The following is a 26,133-nucleotide window of genomic DNA, read 5'->3' on the forward strand; positions in this document are numbered from 1 at the left end:
GCCAGTGGCCCCAACACCTCCCACACCTCCTGCCGCTCCCATGCCTCCACCGCCTCCGGAACCGTCTGTGCTTCCCGCCGTTCCTCCCGCGCCACCGGCACCACCTGCACCACCAGCTCCGCCGCACCCCATCGATAAAGAGATAGGGCCGCAAGGTAACGGTCACCACGTGCGCAACCTGGTCGATGGCAACGTCAACGACGCCATCCGTGGCGCTGAAGACCTTGGCGCCTCGAAATCACAGCAACGCGAGCAACGAGCGCTGCGAAACAAGCAGCAAGGACGCGGCCGCCAACAGTGGGTCACGAACGAACGTCTCCGCGTTGCCGATGAAGCGGCCCGGCGGGAGGCGGAGCGCATGATCAATGCGGCATCGCCGATGGACTGGCGCAATAGGTACAGCAGCGACTAGGAAAATGCCGGACGAAATCCTTGTGGGAGCGACGCAAGTCGCGACGTTGATGCACGGGCTCCCACAGAGGCGGTCCCACCACACTCTCGCCGACGATGCTTGGCGGATGCCGTCATTGCGCTCTATCGCGACGATGATCGCGTGAACTATCTGGACAATATTCCCGCTTTAGTTCGTGGGGAGCCGCCACGCGAGAACACTCCGTTCGTTGATGTTGGCGACATAACCATCGCTGGCTGGCAAACCGCTGCGGTTGCAGCGGTTCGATGCTCGCTATCTCGACATGCCGACAAGCCGCTGAAGTCAGGGCGCCAGTCCGCGTCCTTGCGCTTTGGCGTTGCGAATGACGGCGCGGACGAGATCGCGATCGCGATGACGCGAGATGGGAATGGCGCCGAGTTGGATGGCGTGCTCGCGCACATCAGCGGGAAGATCGTAATGCGCGCCGCTGGTCTTGTTCTGGAAAGCACGCCGTGGGATGCCCAGGCGATCGGCAAAGGCGTGCAGCTCATCCAGCGTGTCGGCCATCAAGTGAGCCCAGCGCTGGTCGCGCCACAACGTCACGGCGTCATCGACATAGACACTCATGCGCGTCGATACAGGCGACGGGCGAAAGTAGGGCGCCGGTACGCACTCATCGCGGCGGCCGCACCATGCGGTCCATCAGGTGTTCCAGGATGGCCGGCATGTCGCTGCACTTGCCCATGTGCACCGGCGAAGTCTGGATGATGGAGCTGCGCTTGGCGGTGAGCCAATGGAAACGGGCGCGCTGCGGCAGCAGTCCTATCGGGCCAGCCTCGGCTCCGCCGCGGCAGATCGCGGGTATGGCGTCCAGGTGGCGACGCAGGGATTCCAGGTCCAGCGTGGGGTCCAGGGCCAGCAGCCGGGCTTCGTCCAGTTCGATACGGGCGTCGAGAAACCCGGTCCTTTCGCAGGACAGAATGACGCCGACATTGAGGAACTCTTCCCGCTCCACTCGGGGCACCACTCGGATCACCGCATAGTCGTACGTATCAAGCGCGCGCACGGATCGCCTCCTGCACGAATGCCTGGCGCTGTGCCAGGCGCAGCACAAGATAGTCGACATACGCATCACGTTGCTCGGCCGGCCCAGCGAAAGCGTCGTTACTTTCCAGCCAGGTATCCGGCACTTGCGCCACGATGTCGGCGATAACGCGGCGGTCCAGCTTGGCCGCCAATTCCTCGTCGGCTTGAGCCAGCTTCTCGGCCCACGGCAGCAGCACGTGATCCTTGATCAGGATAAAAGGCTTGTCGGCGCCGGCGCTGCGGCCATCCCATCCATGATGAAAGTAAAGCGCCGCGCCGTGATCAATCAGGTATAGCTGCCGGTGCCACATCAACAAGTTCGTGTTGCGCGCTGTACGGTCGACATTGCTGACATAGGCGTCGAACCAGACGATTCGCGACGCGAGATCAGTCGTAGGCTGCTCCGCCACCGGATCGAAATTCACCGCGCCCGGCAGATAATCCAACGCCAGGTTCAGGCCGGCGCTAGCCCGGATCAGATGCTGGATTTCGGGGTCGCCTTCGGTCCTTGCCAAGTCCGCGTCCAGCTCCGCCAATACGATCTCCGGCACAGGCAGGTCCAGCGCCCGGGCGATGCCGCCAGCCACCAACTCGGCGATCAGCGCTTTCGGTCCCTGTCCGGCACCGCGAAACTTGAGGACGTACATGCCTTGGTCATCGGCTTCGATCACCGCGGGCATGGAGCCGCCCTCACGGAGCGGGGTGACATAACGGGTTGCGGATATCGTTCGGAGCGGCATCCGCACAGGATAACCGGTCGACGCATGCCGTCCTTGTTCGAAAAAAATCGCGGGCGCCGGGGGAGCAGAAACCGTGACCCGCGTAGAAAGGACATCGCGGGAGGAGATCGGCCGCTTTGCGCGAGTCCGATGGCACATCCCGGGAGCGGCACCTACCACCGCCTGGGTGTCGCCCTTTTCCGCAGCGGAGAATCGAAAGGCGATCCAGACGAGGTTGACCCGCAATTCTCGCAATACCAATGAACCGGTGTTGCGTCGATTCTCCAGTGGGTCCTGGGTCAAGGCTTCTTTGCGAAGTTTCCGAATACAGGCTTGGCCAACCCAAGGAGGTATGGCACCCACGCGGCCTTTATAAGGCGTTGCCTGCGAAAGCCGGGTGTAGGGGGTGTCTGCTGTTTGTTAGTGCGCGGCGTGATTCAGGGGGTGTACGGCATGGTCGATGAGCGATGGAAAAAGCATATGAACGCGGGCCCCGGCGCGGCCATGGTCAGGTGGGCATTTTTCCAGTCTTTTAACCTCCTCTCCATGCGGAATTTACATCCCGCAGCGTATTCATGAATATCTTCGTCATCCACCCCACCAAGGAGGTCTTGAAGATGGGCAGTTTGAATCAGTACCCGTCAAGTGGTCGTTTCCGCTGCGAGGTCGTGGACATCAAGGCGGAGCTGGAGCAATGGAAAAGGGACATACACGAGTACGGGTTCTATGAACCCGGTGTGCCGTTCAAGAAATACGAGCCCAGCCTGCTTTTCGCCTACGATGCCTATCTGCAACACCACAAGATCCCGCTGGATGAGCTACTGCGCACGTTGGAGGCCAAGTACAGCGAACGATTCGACAGAATGGACCGCATGGATTGGCATGTCATGCGTGAGCTGCTTCAGCAGGTATGGCAGCGCATGGGCGGATCGCTAGGAAGTACCCGCACCAGGCAATAGCGGGCAGTCGCGCAATCGCGACATAAACCAAGATCATGTAAAGCGTCGGGGGCTATTCACAGCCGCCGACGCTTTTTTTCACCATGCTTTTATTGCCGGATGGATAGGCTTTTCGGACAAGCGAACCGAGGAGCAAGCGATGAAAGTGCACGAAATGATGACGACCGACGTATGCGTCGTGTCGCCCAACAATACGTTGCGCGATGCCGCGATGCTGATGGAGAAGATGGACATCGGCAGCCTTCCCGTAGGCACCAATGACCGGTTGGTAGGCATCATCACCGACCGCGATATCGCGGTGCGCGCCGTCGCCCAGGGCAAGTCACCGGACACCACGGTGCAGGAAGCGATGTCCACCGACATCAAGTACTGCTACGACGACGAAGACATCGATCATGTCGCCCGCAACATGGCCGATCTTGAGTTACGCAGAATGCCGGTGGTCAATCGTGACAAGCGCCTGGTCGGCGTGGTATCGCTGTCGAACTTTGCCTACAGCGGCGACCGGAAGGCATCGGACAAGCTGTTGAAGGGTGTCGCCGCGCCGCACTGAGCGGAGAACGGGTGAGAGTCCATGTGGGCGCCTCGTGTTTGCGGGGCGCCTTTTCTATGGCATTCGACGGCCATGCAAGCATTTACTCACCAGGAGATTGTCGCGTAGGGGCTCGCCGCGCGCGATATTCTTGCCTTCCGCGCAACGCGGGCTTTGGGAAGCGCCAGCGAATGAGGGGACGAAAAAAGAAGCGAGTTCATTATGGTGATAGCCGGGTGAAATTATGCCGTTCGATTCGTTGAAAACATCGTGACGGCCGTGTGAAGTAATAACAGAGAGCAACGATGAGTAAAGTGGATTCTCGGTGAAGAAGGTTTAATCATTACTATTGACTGATGTCAAAACGCATACTGTTTGTCTGTGTAGGAAATCTATGCCGCAGCCCGACCGCCGAAGTAATACTTCGAGGCGTGCTGCCGAGCGATGGGTTCTCGATCAAGTCCGCTGGATTGGCCGCCGTTTACGGAAATCCCATGGATCCGAAGGCCGCCGCGCTATTGGCGGAGCGGGGATTTAATGGGGAAAAACACATTTCCCATCGGGTAAACCGACCTCTGGTCGAGGACGCCGATATCGTGCTGGCCATGGAAAAAAAGCATGTGGCCGCACTATCGAAGTTGGCGCCGGGCGCTCGTGGAAAAATCCATCTACTGGGTAAATGGCAGGGCAACCTGGAGATTCCGGATCCTTATGGCCGGGATCTCTCCGCGTACGAGCGCGCGTACCAGATGATCGATGAAAGTATCAAGCATTGGTGCCCTCGCATTTAGCTCGTCTTTTAACACGTGACACCACTTTCACGTCTGGCTGTCCGGGCACGTAATAATGATGGCGTGTAATCCCCTTTCATCAGAATGCAGTCTGTTCTTCACCCCGTCATCAGATTTTTTCCACTAAATTCGCTTCGTTATAACAGGACGGCTTGCGTGCGCGACGCCGGTGGAAAAGCCGCATAGCTGCACGGAGGTTCAACCGCTGAGGGGCGTGGTTGTTGTACGTGCAGGTGCACACGGATTCCAAACAACTAGTAAAACAATCCGAGGCAAAGGTGCATGGAGAACCCCAAATTGGTGGCGGCCAGTGCTATCGCACTGGCGGTCACCCTAGTCGCCATTTTTTCGATGCGTCCCTGGGCTCGGCGTCTGGGGCTGGTGGACAAGCCAGACGCCCGTAAGCGCCATCGCGGCCGTATTCCCCTGATTGGGGGCCTGTGCTTTTTCTTCGGAACATTGGTCGGGCTTACTTATCTGGGATATCTGGACCGGTTCGTCATGAGTCTGATGGCGGGCGGAGCCTTGCTGGTCGCCGCGGGCGTCGTAGACGATGTCAAGGACACCAGTGTTCGCTCGCGATTGCTGATAGAAGCCGCCGCTGCAGCCATGGTCATCGTGGTCTCCGGCTTCTATATCGATCATCTGGGCGATCTGCTCGGCATCCACGGTTTCCGCCTCGGCCTGATCGGGATTCCCGTAACCGTCATTGCCGTCATCGGGCTGATCAACGCCTTCAACATGCTCGATGGCATCGACGGTCTGGCTGCCGCCATGGCGATGGTCAGTATCGCCGCCGTCCTGCTTTACGACACCGCCGGTTTGTCCGCACCCGGTGTGCTGTTGCTGCTTCAGATTCTATTCGCCGCACTGGTGCCCTACCTGTTCGTCAATCTTGGCTGGCCGGATGGGCGCAAGATATTCATGGGCGATGCGGGCAGCACGCTGATCGGATTCCTGCTGGCCTGGAGCCTGGTTTACGTAAGCCATCGCAGCGTGGGCCGGATGGCGCCCGTCGACGTGCTGTGGTGCGTGGCATTGCCGGTAATGGACACGTTGGCCGTGATGCACCGGCGCATCAGGCTTGGCCGCTCGCCATTCAAGCCGGACAGGCAGCACCTGCATCATCTATTGGTCGATGCCGGCTGTCCGCCGCGCATGGCGCTGGTGGCTATCGTATCCGCCAGTGGCGTGCTGGTGATGCTGGGCTATGCGTTGCGCAATGCGCCCGAAACAGTGAGTGCCGCACTTTTCGTGGCAGTGCTGGCGTCCTACATGTTGTGGTTGCCCGCGCTGCTGGCGTGGCTGCGTAAGCCGAAGCAGTGGCGCTCGCCGTCGGCTGGCCCGGCGATGCCATGGAGTTCCGTTGCCAGCGACCGCAAGCTGGCGCTGGAACGCATCGCACCGGTTCCATCGCAGGCGCTGATGGAAGAGGCACCCGAAGGGGATTTCCAGTCGGATATATCAATCGTAGAGGCGTCATCGGCGGTCAGGACGCTATGCGTGCTTGCGGCTGGGCCTGACGCCATCAAGATGGGCCCGATCGCCCAGGCGCTTTCGCAAGATGAGCGCTTCGACTCCACTGTGTGCGTCACCGCGGCGCCCAGCCACGACGCGGAGCAGGTGCTGCGGCTGTTCGATCTGCAGCCGGATGTGCAATTGGAAGCGGGATCCGGCGATGATCCGGCCGACGCTGCTTTTGCCACCTTGGGTGGGATGAAACGCGTATTGAATGAAATCCAGCCGGATCTGGTGCTGGTGCCGGAGGATGCATCGACCACGCTGGCCACGGCCCTGGCGGCCTACTACCGCCACATCCCGGTGGTGAGTATCGATACCGGGCATCCGGACTCCGCTCCCAGCCATCTCCATGACGAAGCCAGCCGGAAGATCGTCCATACCCTGGCCTCGCTGCACGTCACCCACAGTGAACATGCCGAACGGGATTTGTTGTCCGAAGGGATTCCCGCCGATCGTGTGCTGGTGACCGGCGATACCGCCGTCGAGACATTGCACATGGCCTTGGAGCGTCTGCGGCGGGATGCCGTGCTGAACCAGGACATGGCGCGACGGTTTCCCTTCCTGCGTGCGGGCAGTCCGTTGCTCCTGGTCGCCTGTCGTGGATGCATGTCCGAGAACGCCGGCGCGATAGCCGGCGCGCTGCGCCGCGTCGCGCCCTGGCATCCGGAAATCGATATCGCCTGCCCCGCTGAGTTGATCCGCCGTTCGCTCGACAGCGCCGAGGCGCCATTGAGCATTTTCCACAATGTGCATGCCATCGATTCGCAGGACTACCTGGCTTGGGTCTACCTGCTGAATGCGGCGCACCTGATCCTGGCCGACAGCGAAACCCAGGCCGAGGCAGCGGCGCTGGGCAAGCCGGTGTTGGTGGTACAGAACGGCGCTTATCAGGTGGACGTCATCGATCGCGCCAATGTCAAAGCGGTCGGCCCGAATCCGACCACCATGGCCGATCGCATCCTGACGCTGCTGAGCGAACAGCAGGCTTACGAAGCGATGTGCCTGGAATCGGAAGACTGGAGCGACGAAGACCTCGCATGCCAACGCATCATTGAAGCATTGGCGGGCCTGTTTCCCACAAAAAACATGTCCGAGATCCCGACGCGGGACACAGGCCCGCTTCTCAATCCAGGCCTGCAAGGTATCCGGGGGGTGTTATGACCCTGATGCATCCACCGAACCGTGGACGCGGGAACCGGCTATCGCAACTCGACCGCAGCGCTGACAAGTTTCCATTGCAGGCGCGCGCGGTTACACCCACTTCGACTGGTGAAGCACTATGGCTACCCATCTGATAACGAGGACCGCCACGCGCGGTCAGACGCCGACGATTCATGATGACGACATCGACCTGCCGTCACTGGTGACGACGCTCTCGGAGAACAAGCGGACCATTCTGCTGGGAACGGGCCTGTTCCTGCTGGCCAGCCTGGCCTATATCGTGCTGGCCACGCCCAAGTACGAAGCCAACGCGGTAGTCCAGGTCCAGAACAGGTTGCCGAACGTGCCTGGCTTGAACACCAGCACGGCGATGGCTGCGCCGTCGCCAGCCGAAGCACCGGCAGCTACCGAGATCCAGCTGCTGACCTCACGTCGAGTGCTGGGCGAGGCGCTGGAGAAGCTCGATCTGGACGTGGCCGTAGAACCTATCCGGTTTCCGCTTATCGGCGATTTCATCGCGCGCCAGTATCAATCGTCGAAGCCAGGTGAGTTGGCTTCACCCTGGTTCGGATTGAGCCGCTATGGCTGGGGTGGCGAGCGCGTCAAGATCGCGCGCTTGGACGTGCCGCCGGAGTACATCGACGTTCCCTTGCAGATGAATGTCGGCGAGGGAGGGCGTTACACAATGTCCGATGGCGAGGGCCGCGTGCTGGTGCAAGGCCGCGCGGGACAGGATGTGGACAGCAATGGCATCAAGGTGCGGGTGGATGAACTTAACGCTCATCCCGGCATGCGCTTCAATGTCAAGCGCCTGGATACCACCACGATCATGGCGGGCCTGAAGCGTGACGTGATTGCCACCGAACAGGGCCGCATGTCGGGCGTCATCTCCTTGACGTACGCCGACACGGATCCGTTGAAGGCGAAACGCGTGCTGGATGAAATAACGCAGGCTTATGTGCATCAGAACGTCGCGCGCAATTCCGCCGAAGCGGCCAAGCGGCTGAAGTTCGTGAGCGAGCAGTTGCCGAATGTGCGCAATGAGTTGGAGAAGGCACAGGCCGCGTTGCGGGATTTCCAGAATCGTACCCAGACACTGGATGTCGGTGTGCAGAACAAGGCGCTGCTCGACCAGACGATCCAGCTGGATACAGGGATCCAGCAACTGCGCATCCAGATGACCGAGATTGCCAGCCGGTACACGCCGGAGCATCCCTCGTACCAGTCGTTGCAGCGGCAGATAGGCCAGTTCCAGGCCGAAAAGAACGCGCTGATGGGGCGGATCAAACAGTTGCCTGACACCCAGCAGGGCTTGTTCCGCTTGAACCGCGATGTCGAAGTGACCAATCAGACTTACGCCAGCCTGCTGGACCAGGCGCAGCAACTCGACATCGCTCGCGCAAGTGCGGTGGGCAATGCACTGGTGATCGATCCGGCCGCGGTCAACATGCGCAATCCCGCATGGCCGCAACCGCTCCCCGTTCTGGCGGGCGGCACCCTGCTGGGCGCGATCGTGATGGTTGCCTTCGTCCTGCTGCAGCAGACCTTCAGGCGCGGCGTCGAGGATCCCATCGATATCGAATTGCTGGGCCTGCCCGTCTATGCGTCGATTCCCTACAGCGAAAAGGGCCGTGAGCTAAGCGTGCATCAGAGCCGCTATAGCCGCGATGGACGGCAGCACCTGCTCGCCCTGCGGGCGCCCACCGATCTGGCGATGGAAGCCTTGCGTACGCTGCGCACCAGCCTGCACTTCGCACGCCTGAAAACCAAAAATAATCTGTTGATGATCGCCGCGCCCAGCCCGGGAGTGGGCAAGACCTTCGTCTGCGCCAACCTTGCGGTGGCCATCGCCCAGGCGGGACAACGCGTACTGCTGATCGATGCCGACATGCGCCGCGGCACACTGCACAAGGCAATGGGTGTTCGCTGGGAAGGTGGCTTGTCCGAGCTGATATCCGGCGAGGTCGGTGTGGAAGACGCGATTCGCCGTGTCCCTGGAACCGACAACCTGTCGTTCATATCACGCGGTTCGGTGCCTCCCAATCCTTCCGAATTGCTGATGCATCCGAAGTTCTCGGACCTGCTTAATCAACTTGGCCAGCGCTACGACATCGTGGTCATCGATACGCCGCCTGTGCTGGCGGTAACCGACGCCGCGGTCATCGGGCACCACGTGGGAACCTGCCTGATGGTGGTGCGCTGGGGCTTGAACCAGCAGCGTGAGATCGCACTGGCCAAGCAGCGGCTGGAGCAGAACGGCGTGCGCGTGAAGGGCGCCATTTTCAATGGCGTGCAGAAGCGCGGTGCCGGCCGGTACGCGTACAGCTATTACGAGTACGTCCCCGCCCGCAACAACTCGAAGTTAGGGTGAGCTAACAAGAATGCAAATAACCATGTCCCCCTACTACGGCAAGCCGGACTTCTCGGCTTTGACGAAGGGAAGTACCGCGCGCGAACGGATCGATCTCATATCCGTGGCCGACATATTGCGCAACGCGTTCGTGTTTCCGCCGCATTCGATCTTCGAGGACGTGAAACTGGTGACCTTCGGCTTCAGTCCCAACCAGGACATGCACGTGGCGCCAGTGTTCCATTTCAAGTTCCGCAATGCAGGCGAGGTGCCTGAAGTCGCCACGCAGGACCAGGACTGGGTGGGGGTCTACCACCGTTTGCTCTGCCAGGCCGTCACCGACTCGTGTTCCGAAATGAAGGCGCCGTGGCTGCTGCAAAGCGGCGGCAAGGATTCCACCACGCTGGCGATCGCCATCGCTGACGCCAGGCCCGACACCACCTGCTTCACCTATCTGGGTGGCAGCGAGGAGAACGAGCTGGAATCGGCAAGCCATGTCGCCAAGACGCTTGGCCTGCGCCATGAGGCGCTGGTATGCGATCCCGGCAGAGCGTTCGATCGCTACGTCAGCGTGGCTGATCGCATGCCGTTGCTGACGGCCGACTTTGCATTGCTTTCCTATGTGGACCTTGCCACCGAGGTCGCAGCGCGGGGTGGCGATGGCGTCATCGATGGATTGGGCGCGGATAGTTACTTCGGCACGCCCGTGGACCGGCAACAACGGCTGCTCGCGCGGCTGGCGCGCAACATCCGCCTGCCGAGCAATGTGGCCGAGCTGCCATTGGTAGACCGCAGCTTCCAGCTCTGCTTCATGCTGGGAACGCTGCAGATGAATGCCATCGAACGAGTCTTTCCCGGCTCGCGCTTCAGCGATGCCGAAGTCGATGGCTTGTTCGGCCGCCCCATCTCGCGCGAGTCGCGCGCCCGCCTGGCGCTGTTCAACGATGAGATCGCATCGGCGACCAGTCTGTGGGAGTGGCGCGACATGTCGATGTCCATCGCCGGCTCGGCGGGCGCATTCGCCAAGGGGTTGTACACCGCCAGCGCCTTGTCGCTGCACGCGGCGTATCCGTTCTGCGATCACACGCTGCGCGAGTGGATTCATCGCGAGGTGCCGCGAGACCAGAAGGTGGACCCGGTCACCCACGTCAACAAGATGCTCATACGCAAGCACATCGCAACCCGCTTCGGCGAGGACCTGCCTTACGTACGCAAGAAGGGCAGCTTCCGGTTCGACCTGTGCGGCCTGGCCGCGCAGCGCTTCGATCACGTGCGCAGTTATGCGGAACAAACCAGCGATCTGCTGCCGGGCGCCGTACCCTGGCTGGACAGGAATCGCCGGCGGCTGGACAACAAATATCACGCCTCCAAGTTCTATCTGCTGGCCATCGTCTTGCCTTGGTTGGTCCAGCACCGTCGCGAGATCGCTTCGCAGCGTGAGCTTGCGGCGCAGACGGTTGCTGCATGAGTCCTGCCTCCAGGTATTCCGATCCGGAGAGTCCCGATCCGGAAGAAAGTTCTGGATCTTCCGCGCGGAGAGACTTCCTGGGCGGCTTGCTCACGCTGACCGCTTCGGGCTTGGTCTTCTGTGGCATGGGCGTCGCGTTCGCTGCGCCCGTGGCCACGTCCAGGGCACGTGGAAGCGCCAGGCTCAATGTGCGCGACCATGGCGCCAAGGGGGATGGCATCGCCGACGACACGTCTTCCTTCCAGGAGGCGATCGACGCATTGCCGAAGGACGGCGGCACGGTATACGTGCCAGCCGGCGCCTATATCATCGACCCGACGCGCAACGTAAAGCTGCGTAGCCGGATGCATCTGTCCATGGCCACCGGCGCCAGGCTCTTGGCCAAGGCCAATGCCGCTCCCCGCGCCTACGTGCTGCTGGCAGAGGAGCTGGAAGATGTGGAAATTTCCGGTGGACGCATCATTGGCGATCGCGACTCGCACCTGGGAACGACCGGCGAATGGGGGCACGGTATTCGAATCCGTGGTTGCTCCGGCGTCACCATTCGCAACATCCATATTTCACGCTGCTGGGGCGACGGTATTTCCGCGGGTGGAATCAAGCATCCCGGTGAGCCCAGTCGCCCTGGTCGCGACTACGTGTTCGAGAAAGTGGTCTGCAGCGAAAACCGCCGCCAGGGCCTTACCATCGGAAGTTCGCGACGCGTCCGCGTCCGCAACTGCGAATTCAGCGGCACCGGCGGCATACCGCCAGGTGCAGGCATCGATATCGAGCCCGATACCGATGTGGCGAGCGACATTGTGATCGAAAACTGTTTGGTGCGCGGCAACCGCGGACCCGGAATCTCGTTGTTCAAGCGTGCCGCCGACGTGACGATAAGAAATTGCACCATCGAGCGCAATCGAGGTGACGGCATTCTGGCGGTGACGGCCATCGACTGCGTCTTCATCGGCAACATCATTCGCGAGAATACGCTGCGCGGCATAAACCTGCGCACCGGCTCGCGCAACGTGCGTGTTGCCGGAAACCGACTGAAGGGCAATGACCGCGGCCGCGGTGGCAAGCAGCAGGTAAGGATCGCGGAAGACAGCATCGCGGTCCGCATGGACCCGGATAACCTTGTCGAGTGACGTCGAGGTCTGCGGCCAATAACAAAAACGTGTAGGAGTGGCGTCCCGCCGTGAGCCCTTCGCTTTCATCGTGACCTGAGGGAAAGAGCTCGCGGCGGGACGCCGCTCCTACCCAGGTGCGTGATAGCCGCACAAAAAAGGATGCCGGCTATGCGCCGGCATCCTTCGGGTGAAACGAACCGCTACCTCTACTTCGCGTAGTAGTTGGTGGTAACACTGATGCTGCGGCAATCGTCCGTTTTCTGGATATGAGCACCGTTGCCGTTGTTCCCAGCCACCAAGCCGGAGATCGTCACGTACTCGCCTGCCGTCGTCCTGACGCCGTGGAGGTTGGTATTGTTGTTGCGGAAGTAATTTCCGGCGACCTTATAATTGTAGGTTCCGGCACGCAACATCAACCCCTGGAGGTAGTTGTGGCGGATCCGGTTCTGCGAGATATACCCGGTCAGCGGTGCAATGGTCAGGATGCCGTAACCAGCATTGCTGGTGATGGTGCAGCGCCTGATGGTGACGGTACTGACCCGCTTGTAGACCATGATGCCGTTGGCCTGATTGTTGTCCAGCAGGCAGTTCTCGATGCGGATATCCGATGCGGTGTTGCTGTTGCTCGGCTCGATATCGATGCCGCAACCAAACGACAGGCCGTGGCAGTTGCTGAACTCGCTGTCATAGACCCTGACGCCGTGTGCGTTGGCAATGGTCAGGCCATGGCGCCGATTGCCAGTAGAGACGATGTTCGCAATGGTGACGCTGCGCGAAGGGATGGGAGCGGAATCGGCCACCATCGCGCCGCCGACACAAACGCCATCGCCCCAGCACTTGGAAATGTGGATATCGCGGATGACGACGCTGGTGGAGCCCAGCACCTGAATCGCGTGACCCCATTCGCCCGTGGTTCCCAAGTGGTTGTCGCGGTCACCCACGATTTGTCCGCCGGAAATCTCGACATTGCTCACCTTGAAGAGCATCAGCACATAGGCGCGGTCCTTGCTGTTTCGCTTGGCTGCCAGCTGGGCGCCATCAGCAAGCCTGAGATGCATGTTGCTGCGCAGGCGGACGGAAACCGTGGGGTCGAGCACATAGGTACCCGCCGGCACATCGACCGTGCCGCCGGAGGAGGGCAGCGCGTTGATAGCTCGCTGGAAGGCGTCCGTATCGTCGTTTGAGCCGTTGCCCAGCGCGCCATAGCTGCGCACGCTGACGACCGTGCTGCCACGCTGCAGGGACGGCAGTGAATAGTTCGCGGAAGCGACCGCGGCCATGACGGGCCCGGCCAGGCCCGAAAGCGAGACGGGCAACGCGAGTAAAGCCGAATTGCGCAAAAATTTGCGCCGCGCCATCCCTGGCTCGCACGAAGCGCGTGCGAGTTCATTATTGCTCATGGAGTAGGTTTTCCCAGTTTGGAGTGCTTTGTTAGATCGCGTCTATCGCGTCCTGCCGATAACCACCTTGGCGACCATTTTTTTAATCTATCGCAGTTCTTCACTCTCGCTTCACTGGATTTGCGTTTTTGTGATGGGATTTTGTATTTACTTCTATTAAGGGTTCATGCGCAGGGTTATTTACCTTAGTGAATCACGTATTTAGATTTATGAATGCGCATGTTCACTACATGAATACGGGCCACGTCCGCTGAAAATACCTGCAAAAATTTCGTTACCAAACGGTAATGAATGAGCGGCAACACTACGATAGTTTCCGTCGCAGATGCTTGACTAACGCCGCGCCACTATCTTGAGAAACGCAGCCTATCGCGCTCATTGGCTCTTCACGGCGCCCGTGCAAAATCTTCCCAGTTCATAAATCGGGACAGATAGATAGAAACTCTTGCCGAATGCCGCGTGATACCCCACTTTCAACTACGCCAGGTCCACGACATGGGCGCATCCGCCAGTAGCGTTGCGAGCGAAACCATACCGACAAGCCAGGCCGTCCGCCCACCCGTGGACCTGCTTTGGACGGGTGGCTGGGATTCGACCTTTCAGCTATTGCAGCTGCTGCTGCTCCATCGCCGGGAGGTCGTACCTCACTACCTGCTGGATCCCACGCGGCCATCCACCCGCACCGAGCTCGCGGCAATGGAACATATCCGCGCTGCTTTGTTCGATAGATATCCATACACGCGACAGCTGTTGGCGCCGCTTCAGCAGTTCGACGTGGCCGACCTGGCGCCCGATGCCCGCATCACCGGTGCGTTCCGCAGCATCGTGGCGGAGAGATTCATCGGCAGTCAGTACGAATGGCTGGCCCGGTTCCGCCAGCAACGGGACATCGCGCAACTCGAACTCGCCGCGGGCCATCGGGGCGGGAGGATCCAGGGCATCATCGGGCCGTTCGTGATGCAGGCCGATGGCGGCGGCTATCGCACCTATCGACTCAACCCCGAATATCGCGAGACCAAGGAATTCTTGATCTTCGGTGGATTCTCGTTTCCGTTGTTCGAACTCGGAAAGCGCGAAACGGCAGACATTGCCCGTGAGCGCGGCTGGCTCGACATACTGAGCATGACGTGGTTCTGCCACAAGCCTCACGGCACGGAACCTTGCGGGTATTGCAATCCTTGCCTATATGCGGTCGACGAAGGTTTCGGCTGGCGCATTCCACGCGGGAATCGCATCAAGGGGGCCTTCTACCGGGCATTTGTCCGACCGGTGAAAGCGCCGGCAAAAATGGCAATGCGTCACTTGGGTTTGCGGAAGGAGAACACTCCTGGCAACTCCCTGGCGAACAAAGGCGGTACGTGAAAAGCACGATGAAATTCGCCTTCTTCGCTAATACGGACTGGTATCTCTACAACTTCAGACTGACCACGGCTTTGCGGCTGAGGTCGTTGGGTGTCGATACCGTCATGATTTCGCCGCCGGGCGACTTCGGCGGACGGTTCGCCGAGCACGGCATTCGCTGGCTGACGTTGCCCATGAATCGCGCCAGCCTCAATCCCCTGCGTGAAGCCGTGGTCCTGCGGAGATTGGTACAGCTGCTGAAAGACGAGCGCCCCGATCTGCTGCATAACTTCACGGTGAAGTGCGCGGTATACGGCGCATTGGCAGCGCGTGCCGCCACGGTTCCGGCGGTGGTCAATGCCGTTGCCGGCATGGGCTATGTGTTCACCAGCGATCACCCAAAAGCGCGCGTGCTGAGGCCTGTCGTCAGTGAGCTGATGCGGCGCACGTTGGGCGGCGGGAACTCCCGCATCATTCTGCAGAATCCGGACGACGCCGAGGCATTCACCTCGCTCCGGTTGGCTTCCGCGGAGAAGGTCCGGCTGATTCGCAGTTCCGGCGTCGACACGCAACGCTTCCGTCCGGTAGATCGCGACACCATGGCTGGACGCCCATTACGGGTAATACTGGCCGCGCGCCTGCTCTGGGAGAAGGGCATCCGCGAATATGTGGACGCGGCAACGCTGCTGCGTCAACAAGGACGGAATATCGAACTCCTGTTGGCGGGTACACCGGATTCTGGAAATCCAGGATCGGTACGGCGCGAGGAAGTGGAGCGCTGGCATCAGGAAGGCGTACTGCGGTGGCTGGGCCATGTCGACGACATGGCAGCCCTGTTGAACGAAGTCGACGTGATGGCGCTTCCCAGCTACTACCGAGAGGGCGTACCCAAGAGTTTGATTGAAGGCGCCGCTTGCGGATTGGCGCTGGTCACCACGGGCTTGCCCGGCTGCCGGGAAGTCGTTACCGAGCACGGCGTCGATGGCCTGCGGGTCGAGCCGCGTAGCGCCCGCTCGTTGGCCGATGCGCTGGCGCAACTGGATGATGATCGTGCGTTGCTTCGCAGACTGGGCGAGCGGGCGCGCGAGCAAGCGCTGCGGCATTTTGACGAACGCCTTGTCATTCAAAGAACCATCGACGTTTATGGCGAACTGCTGGGAACGCCATTGACGGACGAGGCACCGCAGTACGTTGTCTCATGATTCCGCGCGCATGGCGTTCGGCATTCGCTGCGGTTTCCATGCTGTGGCTGGCCACGATGGCGGGAGCGTTCTTCGTGTTCCTGGCCCAAGCCATCCTTGCGCGGCGCCTGGGTCCCAACGAATACGGTCTGTTCGCCTCATCGCTGGCCACGGTATCCATGGTCGCGCCGCTGGCGGGCTTCGGCCTTTCGCAGTTTCGCTTGCGGGTATACGGGGCGGAAGGCTGGCAGGCCGATCGCTGGCTTTCCTCGTCCTTCCGGTTTACGTCGCTGACGACCTTGCTGGCAATTGGGCTGATCGTGGGATGGGCGTTGCTTGGAAAGCCGGTGGATGCGGGAACGCGAGACACGCTGCTGCTGCTTTTGCCAGTGATTCTGGGCTTGCTGGCGATCAATCTGGTGGGCAGCAAATGGCGCCTGGAAGACCGCTATGGCGCATTGGCCAGCCTGCACCTGATGATGCCGGCTGGGCGTCTGTTGGTCGCATTGCTGGCGTTACTCGTGCCTATGAGCGCTTACTCCGCCGCGGTCGGATATGGCGTGGTGGGGCTGCTGGTCGCCGCGATCACCTATCCGCCGATGCGCGCCATGCTTAGCGGCCAGATGCAGCTGCAGGGACATGGCCCGCGTACTGACGTTGCGCCATCGGCAGATCCGGGAATGGCCGAACTATGGCGTGAAGCCTGGCCTTACGGAGTGGCCGCTATACTTTATCCGGTGTTTTTCCAGGTAAGTACGGTGCTGGTGAAATACATCAATGGCGACACGCAGGCGGGACGTTACGGCATTGCAATGGCGGTGATGACCGCGATTTATCTGCTGCCGGCCACCATTTACCAGAAATTCCTGCTTTCAAAGCTGCATCGCTGGGCGGTGCACGATCAGCCCAAGTTCTGGCGCGTCTACCGCCAAGGCAACCTCGGCATGCTGCTGCTGGGACTGGTAACTGGCGTGGGACTGGCCATCACGGCGCCGTGGTTGGTGCCTTGGATATTCGGCGAAGAATATCGCCTGGTCGCCAGCATTCTGATGGTGCTGGCGCTATGCGTCCCCATCCGCTTTCTGTCCACGTCGGTGGGTTCGGCGCTGCTCACAGGCGGACACATGCGCTATCGAGTCCGCGCCATGGCATGGGCGACGGTCGCGGCGGTCGTACTGAACGTGTTGCTTATCCCCGAGTTCAATGAGTTCGGCGCCGCCGCCGCTACCGTCGTCGCGGAGATTTTGCTGCTGCTGTCCATGTATCTCGGCGTACGCCGCATCAAGACATTCGTGGAGGAATGATGGAGCGCAACCTGCGCGTCAGCTTTACCGGTTACTACGGCATGCGCAACTTCGGCGACGATCTGTTCGGCGCGATTTGCACCGCGGCCGCGCCACATTTCTGGGACGCCAGGCCGCGCCTGGTCGGCCCGGCAATCGATGGCGTCAGTTCCCGCTACACCATGCCGGCCTGGTATCCGCCGGGTACCTATGGCGCGACGAATGTGATCGGCCAAGCCAGTCGGCTCTACAGTTTTCTTCGTGCAGTGCGCGACACCGATGTGCTGGTCATGGGCGGCGGTTCGGTGATTAACGGCCATGGCTCGTTTCGCCGCCCACTCATGTTGTCCGCCCAGCGCCGCGGTCGCCTGCAACTGGCGGCGGTAGGGGTTTCTGTCGGCCCGTTTGGCGACAAGGCGGCGCAGGACTCGGCAGCTGCCTTCATGCGTCATTTCTCCTATATCTCCGTACGCGACCGCCGTTCCTACGAACTCGCCGCCACGATGGGAGTGGCGGACCGTGTCCATCATGGCCGCGACCTTGCGGGTCTACTGCCGTTGTTGCTGCCAAGTTCACAACGACCGCAGTTGCCGACGCCCGGAGAACCGCTGCGCATCGGCATCGCGCCGTGCCGCTATAGCGTCCGTGCGAACTATCCAACGCCTGAACCCTCTGCGCTTCAGGCGTCGTTGATCGAGTCGCTGGTGCAGCTGAACACCCGATATCGTGTGCAGCCGGAAATCTTCAGCCTCAATGATCATCCCGAGCACGGCGACCTGACGCTGTCCGAGGCGTTGCAGCAGGGCTTGTCCGCGCATGGGATTTCGGCGAAGTTGGTGCGCTATCGCGGCGACCCGATCGCCACCGCACGAGCGATCGGCAAGTGCGATGCGTTCGTCAGCACGCGCCTGCACGGCGCAATCGTCGCTTACATGCTGGGCGTGCCTTTCATGATCGTCGACTACCATCCGAAGTGCGTCGACTTCGCCGACGACGTCGGGTTGCCCTGGTCGCGGCGGATCACCGCGCAACATCACGGCGTCGCCGACTTCGCACAGGGATTCGAGGCGATGCTAGGGGAGCATGATATCCCGACGCTTGCGCACGAGGACTACACGCAACAGGCGCAGGAGATCTTCCTGCGCGCGCCGTGGGGAAGGGCCGTCGCGGCATGAACGTTTCCGCGCCATTCCTGCAGGCCCGGGTGTTCGCGCCTGTTAGCGCGGTGGTCCCTTGCTACCGCTGCACCGACACTGTGGGGGACGCCGTGGCGTCGATTGCTGCGCAGACGTTGCCGCCCGCGGAGATCCTTCTGGTTGACGATTGCAGCGGAGACGGCACGCTGGAGATGCTGCGTTCGCTCGCCGATGCGTATCCTGCGGGCTGGATCAAGGTTGTTGCGCTGCCGGTCAACAGCGGTCCGTCGCGGGCGCGCAATGCGGGCTGGGAACAGGCCGGCCAGGAATACATCGCGTTCCTGGATTCCGACGATACCTGGGCGCCGCGCAAACTCGAGTTGCAGATGCAGGCGCTTACCGCCGATCCAGAGATCGCGTTGATTTCGCACCGAGTGCAAGTGCGTGAACGTGGTCTTGAATCGCTTCCGCTGCGCAAGCCGATACGCACGAGGATTGTCAGCCGCCGCCGGTTGCTGCTGAACAACCCGTTTCCGACTCCTTCGGTTGTACTGCGGCGCGACCTGCCATTTCGATTCAATGAGAAATTCCGCTACGTCGAGGATTACCTGCTGTGGGCGCAGATCGCACATACCGGTTATCGCTGCGCCAAAGTCAACCAGGTCCTGGCTTATCTGCACAAGCCGGCCTTCGGTGCGGGTGGCCTTAGTGGAGACCTCGACGCGATGCACCGCGCTGGCCGGGAGGTTGGCAACGAACTGCAGCGCATGGGCCTGGTCAGTGCGCGTGAACGCATGTTCACCCGCAGCCTTGGCAAGATCCGCCGTGCACGCCGCCATCTGGTGCTATGGCTACGCCGCTTCCAATCAGGAGGTCATCCTTCCCCATGACCACGACAACGACAATCTTGACCGCCCGCGATTCGCCGTTGCGGCCACAGCAGAACACCCACTCGGCGGCGGCAACAGGGCTCAGCCTGATACTGCTATTGGCGGTCGCGGTCTTTACCTGCTGGCTGATCGGTACCCGGCCGCTTGAGCTGGGTACCGATACGGATGCGTATGCCGGGTTCTATCAGCGTCTGAGGGGCGGATTGGTGGAAACCCGGCTGGAACCAGGGTTCGTCTATCTGAGCTACGCGCTGCAGAAGATCGGCGTGAGTGTGGTCGGGTATCAAACGGTGCTGTTCGCGCTGTTGCTGGGAACCGCCGCCGTCGCTACCCGTCGTTACTTCCACTATCTCGGTGCCACCGCGGGCTTCTTTACGCTTCTCAGCGCGTCGGTGATGTTCCTGCTGATATCGCCGATGTTTGTCAACGCGTCGATCAACGCCATTCGCCAGGGGTTGGCGGCGCTGCTCATATTCGCCGCGTTGCTGGCGTTCCATCAGCGATATTGGTGGAAGTTTGCGCTGTGGGGGGCGCTGGCGACCAGTTTTCACTACTCCTCTTTGTTGTATCTGGCATTTGCGCCGGTGCTTCTACTGCGGCCAAGTTTCCAGCGCTATCTGGCCGCTGCGGCCTTTCTTTGCTATGTGTCCGGGTTGTCGATGGCGGCGGTACGCATTGCCTTGCCGTCGGTATATCAGTTGGTCATGGAGTACACCGCCACCACCCGATTCGAATCGGGGGTACGAATAGACTTCGCCGTGTTCTCGATCTTCTGGTACGTGTTGCCGCACGTGCTCGCACCGATGGTGCGGTTCCCTTATCGGGAGAGAATCAAGGACAGCACCGCGGTTTATCTGGTCCTGCTGTTGCCATTTTTCTCGGTCGGTTGGGGCTTTTTTTCCAATCGCTATCTGTTGCCGGGTTGGCTTGCCGTATCGCTGATATTGGCGGCGGCGCTTTGTCATAACCGGGTGGCATTCCTGCGCAATCCGTTACTAATACGAATGTGCCTTGTCGCCTCATGCGCCGTGTTCTACGTGCTCGTGACGCGTGCCATCGTGATCTGACGCGCGCCTATGCTGTCATTGTTACAGAGTTTCGTCGTCTCGCTGACCTACCCGCTGATACTGTCGCTGTGGTTGCTTGGATTCGGGGCGGCATGCCTATTGTTGCGTCGGCGCAAGGCGGCTATCGCACTCGCTGTCTTTGCGGTGGCATGGTCGCTGACCTGGTCCATCCCGCAGGCCTCGGACTGGCTGCGCGGCCATCTCGAATTCCACTATCCAAAAGTGAATGAAGAAACGCTGCCGAAAGCGGACGCCATCGTGATCCTGGGTGGTGGCCAATATTACGGATGGCTCAAGAAGCAGAATATCCGGCTGGACGACTTGGAAAGCAGTCGCGTAGCGGCGGGCGCGCGCGCGTGGCTGGCCGGACGCGCACCGGTGATCATTCTGACCGGCGGCAAGACGGGGCGCATCAGTGAGGCGCAGCGCATGGCGGAGGCCATCAATCGGCTTGGGGTGCCGGATTCGGCGCTGCTCCTGGAGGAGCGCAGCCGCAGCACTCGCGATAACGCGCAGTTCACTGCGGCATTGGCCAAACCGCGTGGGGTACGCACGGTGCTGCTGGTCACTTCGGGTTTGCACATGCCGCGTGCCGTGCTGGTTTTCCGCGAAGCCGGTTTTCACGTGGTGCCCGTGCCCGTACCGGAGCGCGCACGCCGTATGACCTGGCTCCGAAGCTGGTTGCCGTCGCCAAGCGCATTGTGGCGCAGCGGCCGCGCGATGAAGGAATTCGCCGCGTTGGCCGTTGCGCATCTACAAAATCGAGAAGAGGTGGTCATGTGATGCGTCCGTGAAGACGATTTTATGAACGCCGGCAGACCAGGCTTTGTTCCTTCACGCGTTTACCGCAACCCCCAATTTAGGCTTCTAACGCGACCAGCAGCACACTTTTTTCTGGCTGGCGCTGTCGGGACCAAGCGATCGGTAGTCGGCATATCCCATCGCAATTAGCCGCGCACGGCGTTCAGCGCCAGATGCCGGTGCCATGAGCTTAAGAGGGCCTATCAAGGTGAAAATCATGCTTCGTATTGGCGCGGCCGCATTGGTCGCCATGCTTGCCGGATGCGCACTAGGACCAGGTCAGCGGATGACGGGGAACCACGCACTGGTGGAGGGCGGCGACGTTGAGATGATTCCCATCACCCCAGAGCTGATCTCGGCACCTACTAGCGCTGTGCAGCTTCCTCCTGAGCTGGCCAGCTACAAGCCGGATTCATACCAGATCCATCCCGGCGACACGATCCTGGTGACGGTCTGGGATCATCCGGAGTTGACGACGCCCGCCGGCAGCCAGCAACAGGCCGTCACCAACGGCCGTCTGGTGCAGCCGGACGGTACCTTCTTCTATCCCTATGCCGGCAAGATCAACGTGTCCGGCATGACCATCGAGCAACTACGCAGCACCTTGGCCGAACGCCTTGGCCGTTACCTGCGCAACCCGCAACTGGACGTCAATGTTGTCGGCTTCGGTAGCCGAGTAGCACTTCAAGGTGCCTTTGAGGATACGACTCCACAGGAATTCACCACGGTGCCCGTGACGCTCGCCCAGGCGATCGGCCGGGGGCGCATCAATGTGGAGCAGGCCGATCTCGCGGGCTTCGTGCTTACCCGCGACGGACGCAACTATCCGCTCGACCTGGACGCGTTGAATCGGAACGGCAACATTGCCCAGGACATCTACCTGAAGCCGGGTGATCGCCTGTTCCTGCCGTTCAATGATCGCAAGGAAGTCTATGTGGTGGGTGAGGTGCTGCGCCCGCAGTCGTTGAACTTCAAGACAACCGACATGACGTTGACGCAGGCGCTGGGCCGTACCGGCGGTTTGAATCCGGTGACGTCCAAAGGCGGAGCGGTGTATGTCATCCGCGGCGTGGAAAATATGAAGAGCGCACCGGCGAAGGTTTACCACCTCGACGCCACCTCGCCAGTCGCGTTCGCTTTGGCCGATCAGTTCTCGCTGCGCCCAGGCGATGTGGTCTGGGTCGGTCCGGCCGGCATCACGCGTTGGAACCGCTTCCTGACCCAGCTGTTGCCGCTCTCCGGCATCATCAGCAATGCAGCAGCGGCGCAATACAACATTGGTGGTCGTGACTGACCACCCACCGGCCGCCGCTTTCGCGGCGGCCGGTGCTAGGGGCGGCACCCGCGCGACCAATATCAATTCTGTAGGAGCGGCGTCCCCCCGCGAGCTCTTCGCTTCTATCGCGACCTGACGGAAAAGCTCGCAGCGGGACGCCGCTCCTACAACGTGCTTTCCTGGGGCGGAATGGGTTCTTAAACCTGTTTTAATTGTGCTCGGCCATCCTTCCCGGCCGCGCTTGAGCACAGATCAACCTGATGGATTCCATTCTTCTGGTCGAAGACGACCGCATGCTGGGCGATGCATTGACGGCAGCGCTGGCGCAGGACGGTTGGCACGCGGATCGCAGCGAGGACGCGGCATCTGCCCGCGTTGCCCTGATCGATCATGCCTATGTGGCGGTATTGCTGGACCTCGGATTGCCGAAAGGTTCCGGACTGGATGTACTGGCGGCCATGCGTGCCCGCTACGATGCCACGCCGGTGCTGATCATCACCGCCCGCGACCAGCTCAGCGACCGCATTCGCGGATTGGACAGCGGCGCGGACGACTACATCGTCAAGCCTTTCCAGCGCGACGAACTGCTGGCCCGGTTGCGTGCGGTCGTGCGGCGCAGCCAGGGCCGGGTCGCGCCGGTATTGCGTTGGCGCGATGTGGTGCTGAATCCGGCGGAGCGTTCGGTTACTCGCGCTGGCGAACGCGTATCGCTGGGGGCGCATGAATACCGCACATTGCTGGCCTTGATGGAAAGCCAGGGACGCGTGGTGAGCCGCGATTTCCTGGAGGATCGTCTATACGGCGGCAACGGCACCATCGAAAGCAACACCGTCGCGGTATACATCCATCAGTTACGCCGCAAGCTGGGAGAAGAGCTGGTCGTCACCGTGCATGGCTACGGCTATAGATTGGGAGACGCGGGAGAATGAGTTCACTGCGCGTTCGCCTGCTGGTCACGCTTAGCCTGACCATCTTCATTGGCTGGTCGCTCTGGTTCTTTGTCCAATGCATGCAGATGACGCGGCAGCAAAGCGGCTACTGGGACCGCTCACTGCGCAGCATCGGTGAACAGATACTGTTGTCGTTGCCCAACGACCTGGATGCAACCGCCGCGCAATCCTATCTGCAGCTGCCTTCCAACACCACGGCACTGGAAGGCAAGTTCGACCATCTGCATTTCCAGGTGTGGATTCTTCAAGGGCGGGAACGCGTGGTGGCCTCGCGCCAGGCGCCCTCGACGCCGATGCGTGGCGACTTCCGCGATGGCTATCTGGATACCCAGCTGGGCGGCGAGACATGGCGTGTGTTCGCGGTCACCGACGCCAGCGGCCGCGTGCAAGTACAAGTGGGTTATGCCGCGTCGTTGAAACGATTTGAGCTGATGCGCTGGATGGCGGCGAGTTTGTTCACGGCGCTGGTGGTGTTGGCCGGTTTGGCGGTAGCGACATGGGCGGTGGTGCGGAAATCGCTCAAGCCGGTCGTCCGTGTACAACAAGCCATGGGCGAGCGCCAGGCGCTGGATCTGACGCCGTTGCCGGGTTCGGGCCTGCCGGACGAAGTGCGGCCGCTGGTGGATTCGTTCAATGTATTGCTGTCGCGGTTGGACCACGCATTGCAAAGCGAGCGCCAGTTCCTGAGCGAGGCAGCGCACGAACTGCGCACGCCGTTGGCTGCCTTGCTGACACAGGCGCAGGTGGCCATGCACGCGGCGGATCTGGACGAAACCCGGCAGGCATTGGATAGCCTGATGCGCGGCATAGAACGTACCTCCCGCCTGGCGCAACAGCTACTGGATTCGGCGCGCGTCGACAGCGCACGCGGCAGCACCGACCGCGGTACGGTCGATCTGGCCGAGGTGGTGGCGATGGTGGCGCGCGAGTTCGAACTGGTCGCTTCCCGCAAGCGGCAGACCATCGTGTTGGAGATCGAGAGTTGCCAAGTGGAAGGCAACCTCGATGATCTGGGCATCCTGGTCCGCAATCTGCTGGATAACGCGCTGCGTTATGGGCGTGAAGGCGGGCGGGTGGAGATCGCCTGCTGCGCCGATGCAGCCGCAGGCAACGTCGCGCTGACAGTGCGTGATGATGGCCCTGGCGTGGCGGAAGAAGAACGTGAGCGGATCTTCGAGCGGTTCTTCCGCGGCAGCAATGGCAATGGCGAGCGAGGCAGCGGCATCGGTTTGTCGCTGGTGGCGCGCATTGCGCGTGTGCACGGGGCGATGCTGACGACGGGTGATGGCATTGGTGGTCGCGGGTTTGGTGTCAGGTTGGTGTTTTTGGGGAGTGGTGGTCGGGTGTGACGTTGTGGCTGTTCGCTTAGTGACCAGTTCTACTTTGAAGTAGATAAAACTAGCTAACTCACTCGAGCTTGGCTCTGGCGCGGATGGGCTACTTGAACGGGTGATCTACGCGCTGCCGCGGGCGTCACTTGTTCTTTGCTCGTGCAAAGAAAAGTAACCAAAAGAAACACGCCCCAGGCGGCGCGCCCTTCGGGTCCGCAATCGGGCCGGGATTTTTGGAAGGCACATCCATGTGCCTGCCAAAAACGACGCACATCCTGTGCGCCGCCCCTGCGGGGTTCTACCCGTCCCGCTTGCCGCGCCTAAACGGGGCCCCGAAGATCCAAAGCCAAAGCCAAAGCCAAAAGGCACAGCTAAAGCCACAGCTACAACTAAGGCCATAGCCAAAACTAAGGCCACAGTAGCGGCAACAAAGCAGATGCGCTCTAGCGGCAAAGCACTGCTTTGCCCCGGCGAACGGGCAAGCGCCGGAGGCGTGCGCCCCGATCTTGGGAGCAAAGCGAGCAAGTGCCTGCCGAAAAATTACCACCGGCGACACGTACCCGAATGGCTGGTCAAAGTGGCGCCCGCGGCAAGCGCGTAGACCATCAACCCCGATGAGCTACCCCGGCCAGCGCCAAGAGCCGAGGGGCCAAAAGAACGAGTGACTAGGCAAAGCGGCTGCGTGCGACAACCGAAAACAGCGATAGCTCAAACACGCGACCGCTCCCGCAGATAAGTATTCGTTTCCAACGGCAGCACATAATGCACCGAGGCCGTGCGCACACACCCCACGGGCAACTGGGCATGCACGCGCTGAACCTGATCCACCGGCAAACGCCATTGCAGGTTGAGGCAGCCCAGCATGCGTGCCATCCGTAGTACGCGCAGGAACAACTGCCGTTCGGCTTCCCGTGCCTGCGCGCCGGCGCGTACGTAGAGCGATTCGATCTGGAAATAGTTGCCGCGCTCCAGCAGTGAACAACCGGCAGTGGCTCCGGCATAGCCATGCGGTCGGCCATCGGCATAGGCGATCCAGGCCCAGGCGCGGGTGGGCGTTTCGAACAAGGCTTCCATCAGTTCCAACGCATCGGCGCGGTTACGACCGAATGGCCAGCGCTCATGCGCGACCTGCTGCGCATGTTCTTCGCACAACGCGCCCAGCAGGGCGCCATCAGAGGGTGTTGCCTTCCGCACCGTCAGCGCCGGCGATTTTGCGGCGGTGCGCAGTGGCAGGGTTGGGCTGGCGGCATTCATGACAGCAGCTCGGTCGAAAAATGTGGAAGTAAATGCGTGAAGTACGGCACGGTGCATCGAGGTAAATGCGTGAAGTAAGCCTCGGCCGCCATCGTAGGAATGGGAAGTAGAAGCTGAGTAAGCATGCGCGGCTCCGGATTATTGGTTTATC

23 protein-coding genes are annotated in these 26,133 nt (G+C 61.1%); 18 read left to right on the forward strand and 5 right to left on the reverse strand.

The features are described from left to right. Positions 1-67 precede the first annotated feature (67 nt). Positions 68-412 (forward strand): hypothetical protein, encoded by a 345-nt coding sequence (locus AADW18_RS15255; protein WP_337344239.1) that lies wholly within the window; start codon positions 68-70, stop codon positions 410-412. Between the two features lie 303 nt (positions 413-715). On the opposite strand, the gene AADW18_RS15260 is transcribed toward AADW18_RS15255, so the two are convergent. Genes AADW18_RS15260 through AADW18_RS15270 form a run of 3 tightly spaced genes read right to left on the reverse strand, consistent with a single transcriptional unit; the run spans position 716 to position 2,199 of the window. Further along, positions 716-1,000 (reverse strand): DUF4031 domain-containing protein, encoded by a 285-nt coding sequence (locus tag AADW18_RS15260; RefSeq protein WP_337344240.1) that lies wholly within the window; start codon positions 998-1,000, stop codon positions 716-718. 46 nt (positions 1,001-1,046) lie between these two features. After that, positions 1,047-1,439 (reverse strand): DUF3037 domain-containing protein, encoded by a 393-nt coding sequence (locus AADW18_RS15265; protein ID WP_337344241.1) that lies wholly within the window; start codon positions 1,437-1,439, stop codon positions 1,047-1,049. Continuing rightward, complete coding sequence (locus AADW18_RS15270) at positions 1,426-2,199, reverse strand: HipA family kinase (RefSeq protein ID WP_337344242.1); 774 nt, start codon at positions 2,197-2,199, stop codon at positions 1,426-1,428. Before AADW18_RS15270 ends, AADW18_RS15265 begins: the two co-directional genes overlap by 14 nt. Positions 2,200-2,753: 554 nt before the next feature. Between AADW18_RS15270 and AADW18_RS15275 the strand changes: the two genes are divergently transcribed. From AADW18_RS15275 to AADW18_RS15305, 7 genes are all read left to right on the forward strand, one after another. Further along, the gene (locus tag AADW18_RS15275) at positions 2,754-3,137 is read left to right on the forward strand and encodes a hypothetical protein (protein ID WP_337344243.1); all 384 of its coding nucleotides are present in this window, start codon (positions 2,754-2,756) and stop codon (positions 3,135-3,137) included. 139 nt (positions 3,138-3,276) lie between these two features. After that, the gene (locus AADW18_RS15280) at positions 3,277-3,690 is read left to right on the forward strand and encodes a CBS domain-containing protein (protein ID WP_337344244.1); all 414 of its coding nucleotides are present in this window, start codon (positions 3,277-3,279) and stop codon (positions 3,688-3,690) included. A 335-nt stretch (positions 3,691-4,025) separates the two neighbouring features. After that, complete coding sequence (locus AADW18_RS15285) at positions 4,026-4,460, forward strand: low molecular weight protein-tyrosine-phosphatase (RefSeq protein ID WP_337344245.1); 435 nt, start codon at positions 4,026-4,028, stop codon at positions 4,458-4,460. Positions 4,461-4,742: 282 nt separating this feature from the next. After that, positions 4,743-7,142, forward strand: coding sequence for a UDP-N-acetylglucosamine 2-epimerase (locus AADW18_RS15290; RefSeq protein WP_337344246.1), 2,400 nt, complete (start codon positions 4,743-4,745; stop codon positions 7,140-7,142). 118 nt (positions 7,143-7,260) lie between these two features. Beyond that, positions 7,261-9,513 carry a polysaccharide biosynthesis tyrosine autokinase gene (locus AADW18_RS15295; protein WP_337344247.1) on the forward strand — a complete coding sequence of 751 codons (2,253 nt, stop codon included), beginning with the start codon at positions 7,261-7,263 and terminating at the stop codon, positions 9,511-9,513. Positions 9,514-9,535: 22 nt separating this feature from the next. After that, on the forward strand, positions 9,536-10,960 hold the full coding sequence (locus AADW18_RS15300) for an asparagine synthase-related protein (protein ID WP_337344248.1): 1,425 nt from the start codon (positions 9,536-9,538) through the stop codon (positions 10,958-10,960). After that, entirely contained in the window at positions 10,957-12,090 is a 1,134-nt protein-coding gene (locus AADW18_RS15305) for a right-handed parallel beta-helix repeat-containing protein (protein WP_337344249.1), read from the forward strand. Before AADW18_RS15300 ends, AADW18_RS15305 begins: the two co-directional genes overlap by 4 nt. A gap of 188 nt (positions 12,091-12,278) precedes the next feature. Here AADW18_RS15305 and AADW18_RS15310 read toward each other — a convergent pair whose 3' ends face one another. Further along, positions 12,279-13,472 carry a right-handed parallel beta-helix repeat-containing protein gene (locus tag AADW18_RS15310; RefSeq protein ID WP_337344250.1) on the reverse strand — a complete coding sequence of 398 codons (1,194 nt, stop codon included), beginning with the start codon at positions 13,470-13,472 and terminating at the stop codon, positions 12,279-12,281. 459 nt (positions 13,473-13,931) lie between these two features. Here AADW18_RS15310 and AADW18_RS15315 point away from each other — a divergent pair, with 459 nt between their 5' ends. From AADW18_RS15315 to AADW18_RS15360, 10 genes are all read left to right on the forward strand, one after another. Further along, complete coding sequence (locus AADW18_RS15315) at positions 13,932-14,834, forward strand: hypothetical protein (protein ID WP_337344251.1); 903 nt, start codon at positions 13,932-13,934, stop codon at positions 14,832-14,834. Between the two features lie 8 nt (positions 14,835-14,842). Continuing rightward, positions 14,843-16,015, forward strand: coding sequence for a glycosyltransferase family 4 protein (locus tag AADW18_RS15320; protein ID WP_337344252.1), 1,173 nt, complete (start codon positions 14,843-14,845; stop codon positions 16,013-16,015). Continuing rightward, entirely contained in the window at positions 16,012-17,298 is a 1,287-nt protein-coding gene (locus AADW18_RS15325; protein ID WP_337344253.1) for a polysaccharide biosynthesis C-terminal domain-containing protein, read from the forward strand. Before AADW18_RS15320 ends, AADW18_RS15325 begins: the two co-directional genes overlap by 4 nt. Then, on the forward strand, positions 17,298-18,452 hold the full coding sequence (locus tag AADW18_RS15330) for a polysaccharide pyruvyl transferase family protein (RefSeq protein ID WP_337344254.1): 1,155 nt from the start codon (positions 17,298-17,300) through the stop codon (positions 18,450-18,452). Before AADW18_RS15325 ends, AADW18_RS15330 begins: the two co-directional genes overlap by 1 nt. Next, positions 18,449-19,303 (forward strand): glycosyltransferase family 2 protein, encoded by an 855-nt coding sequence (locus AADW18_RS15335; RefSeq protein WP_337344255.1) that lies wholly within the window; start codon positions 18,449-18,451, stop codon positions 19,301-19,303. The genes AADW18_RS15330 and AADW18_RS15335 overlap by 4 nt, the downstream gene beginning before the upstream one ends. After that, on the forward strand, positions 19,300-20,370 hold the full coding sequence (locus AADW18_RS15340) for an EpsG family protein (protein WP_337344256.1): 1,071 nt from the start codon (positions 19,300-19,302) through the stop codon (positions 20,368-20,370). Before AADW18_RS15335 ends, AADW18_RS15340 begins: the two co-directional genes overlap by 4 nt. A 9-nt stretch (positions 20,371-20,379) precedes the next feature. Continuing rightward, positions 20,380-21,153 (forward strand): YdcF family protein, encoded by a 774-nt coding sequence (locus AADW18_RS15345; RefSeq protein ID WP_337344257.1) that lies wholly within the window; start codon positions 20,380-20,382, stop codon positions 21,151-21,153. Positions 21,154-21,388: 235 nt separating this feature from the next. Then, positions 21,389-22,465 carry a polysaccharide biosynthesis/export family protein gene (locus AADW18_RS15350; RefSeq protein WP_337344258.1) on the forward strand — a complete coding sequence of 359 codons (1,077 nt, stop codon included), beginning with the start codon at positions 21,389-21,391 and terminating at the stop codon, positions 22,463-22,465. A 242-nt stretch (positions 22,466-22,707) separates the two neighbouring features. Next, a complete protein-coding gene (locus tag AADW18_RS15355) occupies positions 22,708-23,376 on the forward strand; it encodes a response regulator transcription factor (RefSeq protein ID WP_337344259.1) in 669 nt (222 codons plus the stop codon). Further along, positions 23,373-24,746 (forward strand): ATP-binding protein, encoded by a 1,374-nt coding sequence (locus AADW18_RS15360; RefSeq protein WP_337344260.1) that lies wholly within the window; start codon positions 23,373-23,375, stop codon positions 24,744-24,746. Before AADW18_RS15355 ends, AADW18_RS15360 begins: the two co-directional genes overlap by 4 nt. Before the next feature lie 690 nt (positions 24,747-25,436). Here the strand turns inward: AADW18_RS15360 and AADW18_RS15365 are convergent. After that, on the reverse strand, positions 25,437-25,982 hold the full coding sequence (locus AADW18_RS15365; protein WP_337344261.1) for a hypothetical protein: 546 nt from the start codon (positions 25,980-25,982) through the stop codon (positions 25,437-25,439). Positions 25,983-26,133: the final 151 nt, after the last annotated feature.

It is taken from the genome of Pseudoxanthomonas sp. CCNWLY206-1 (assembly GCF_039710385.1).
GTDB lineage: Bacteria > Pseudomonadota > Gammaproteobacteria > Xanthomonadales > Xanthomonadaceae > Pseudoxanthomonas_A.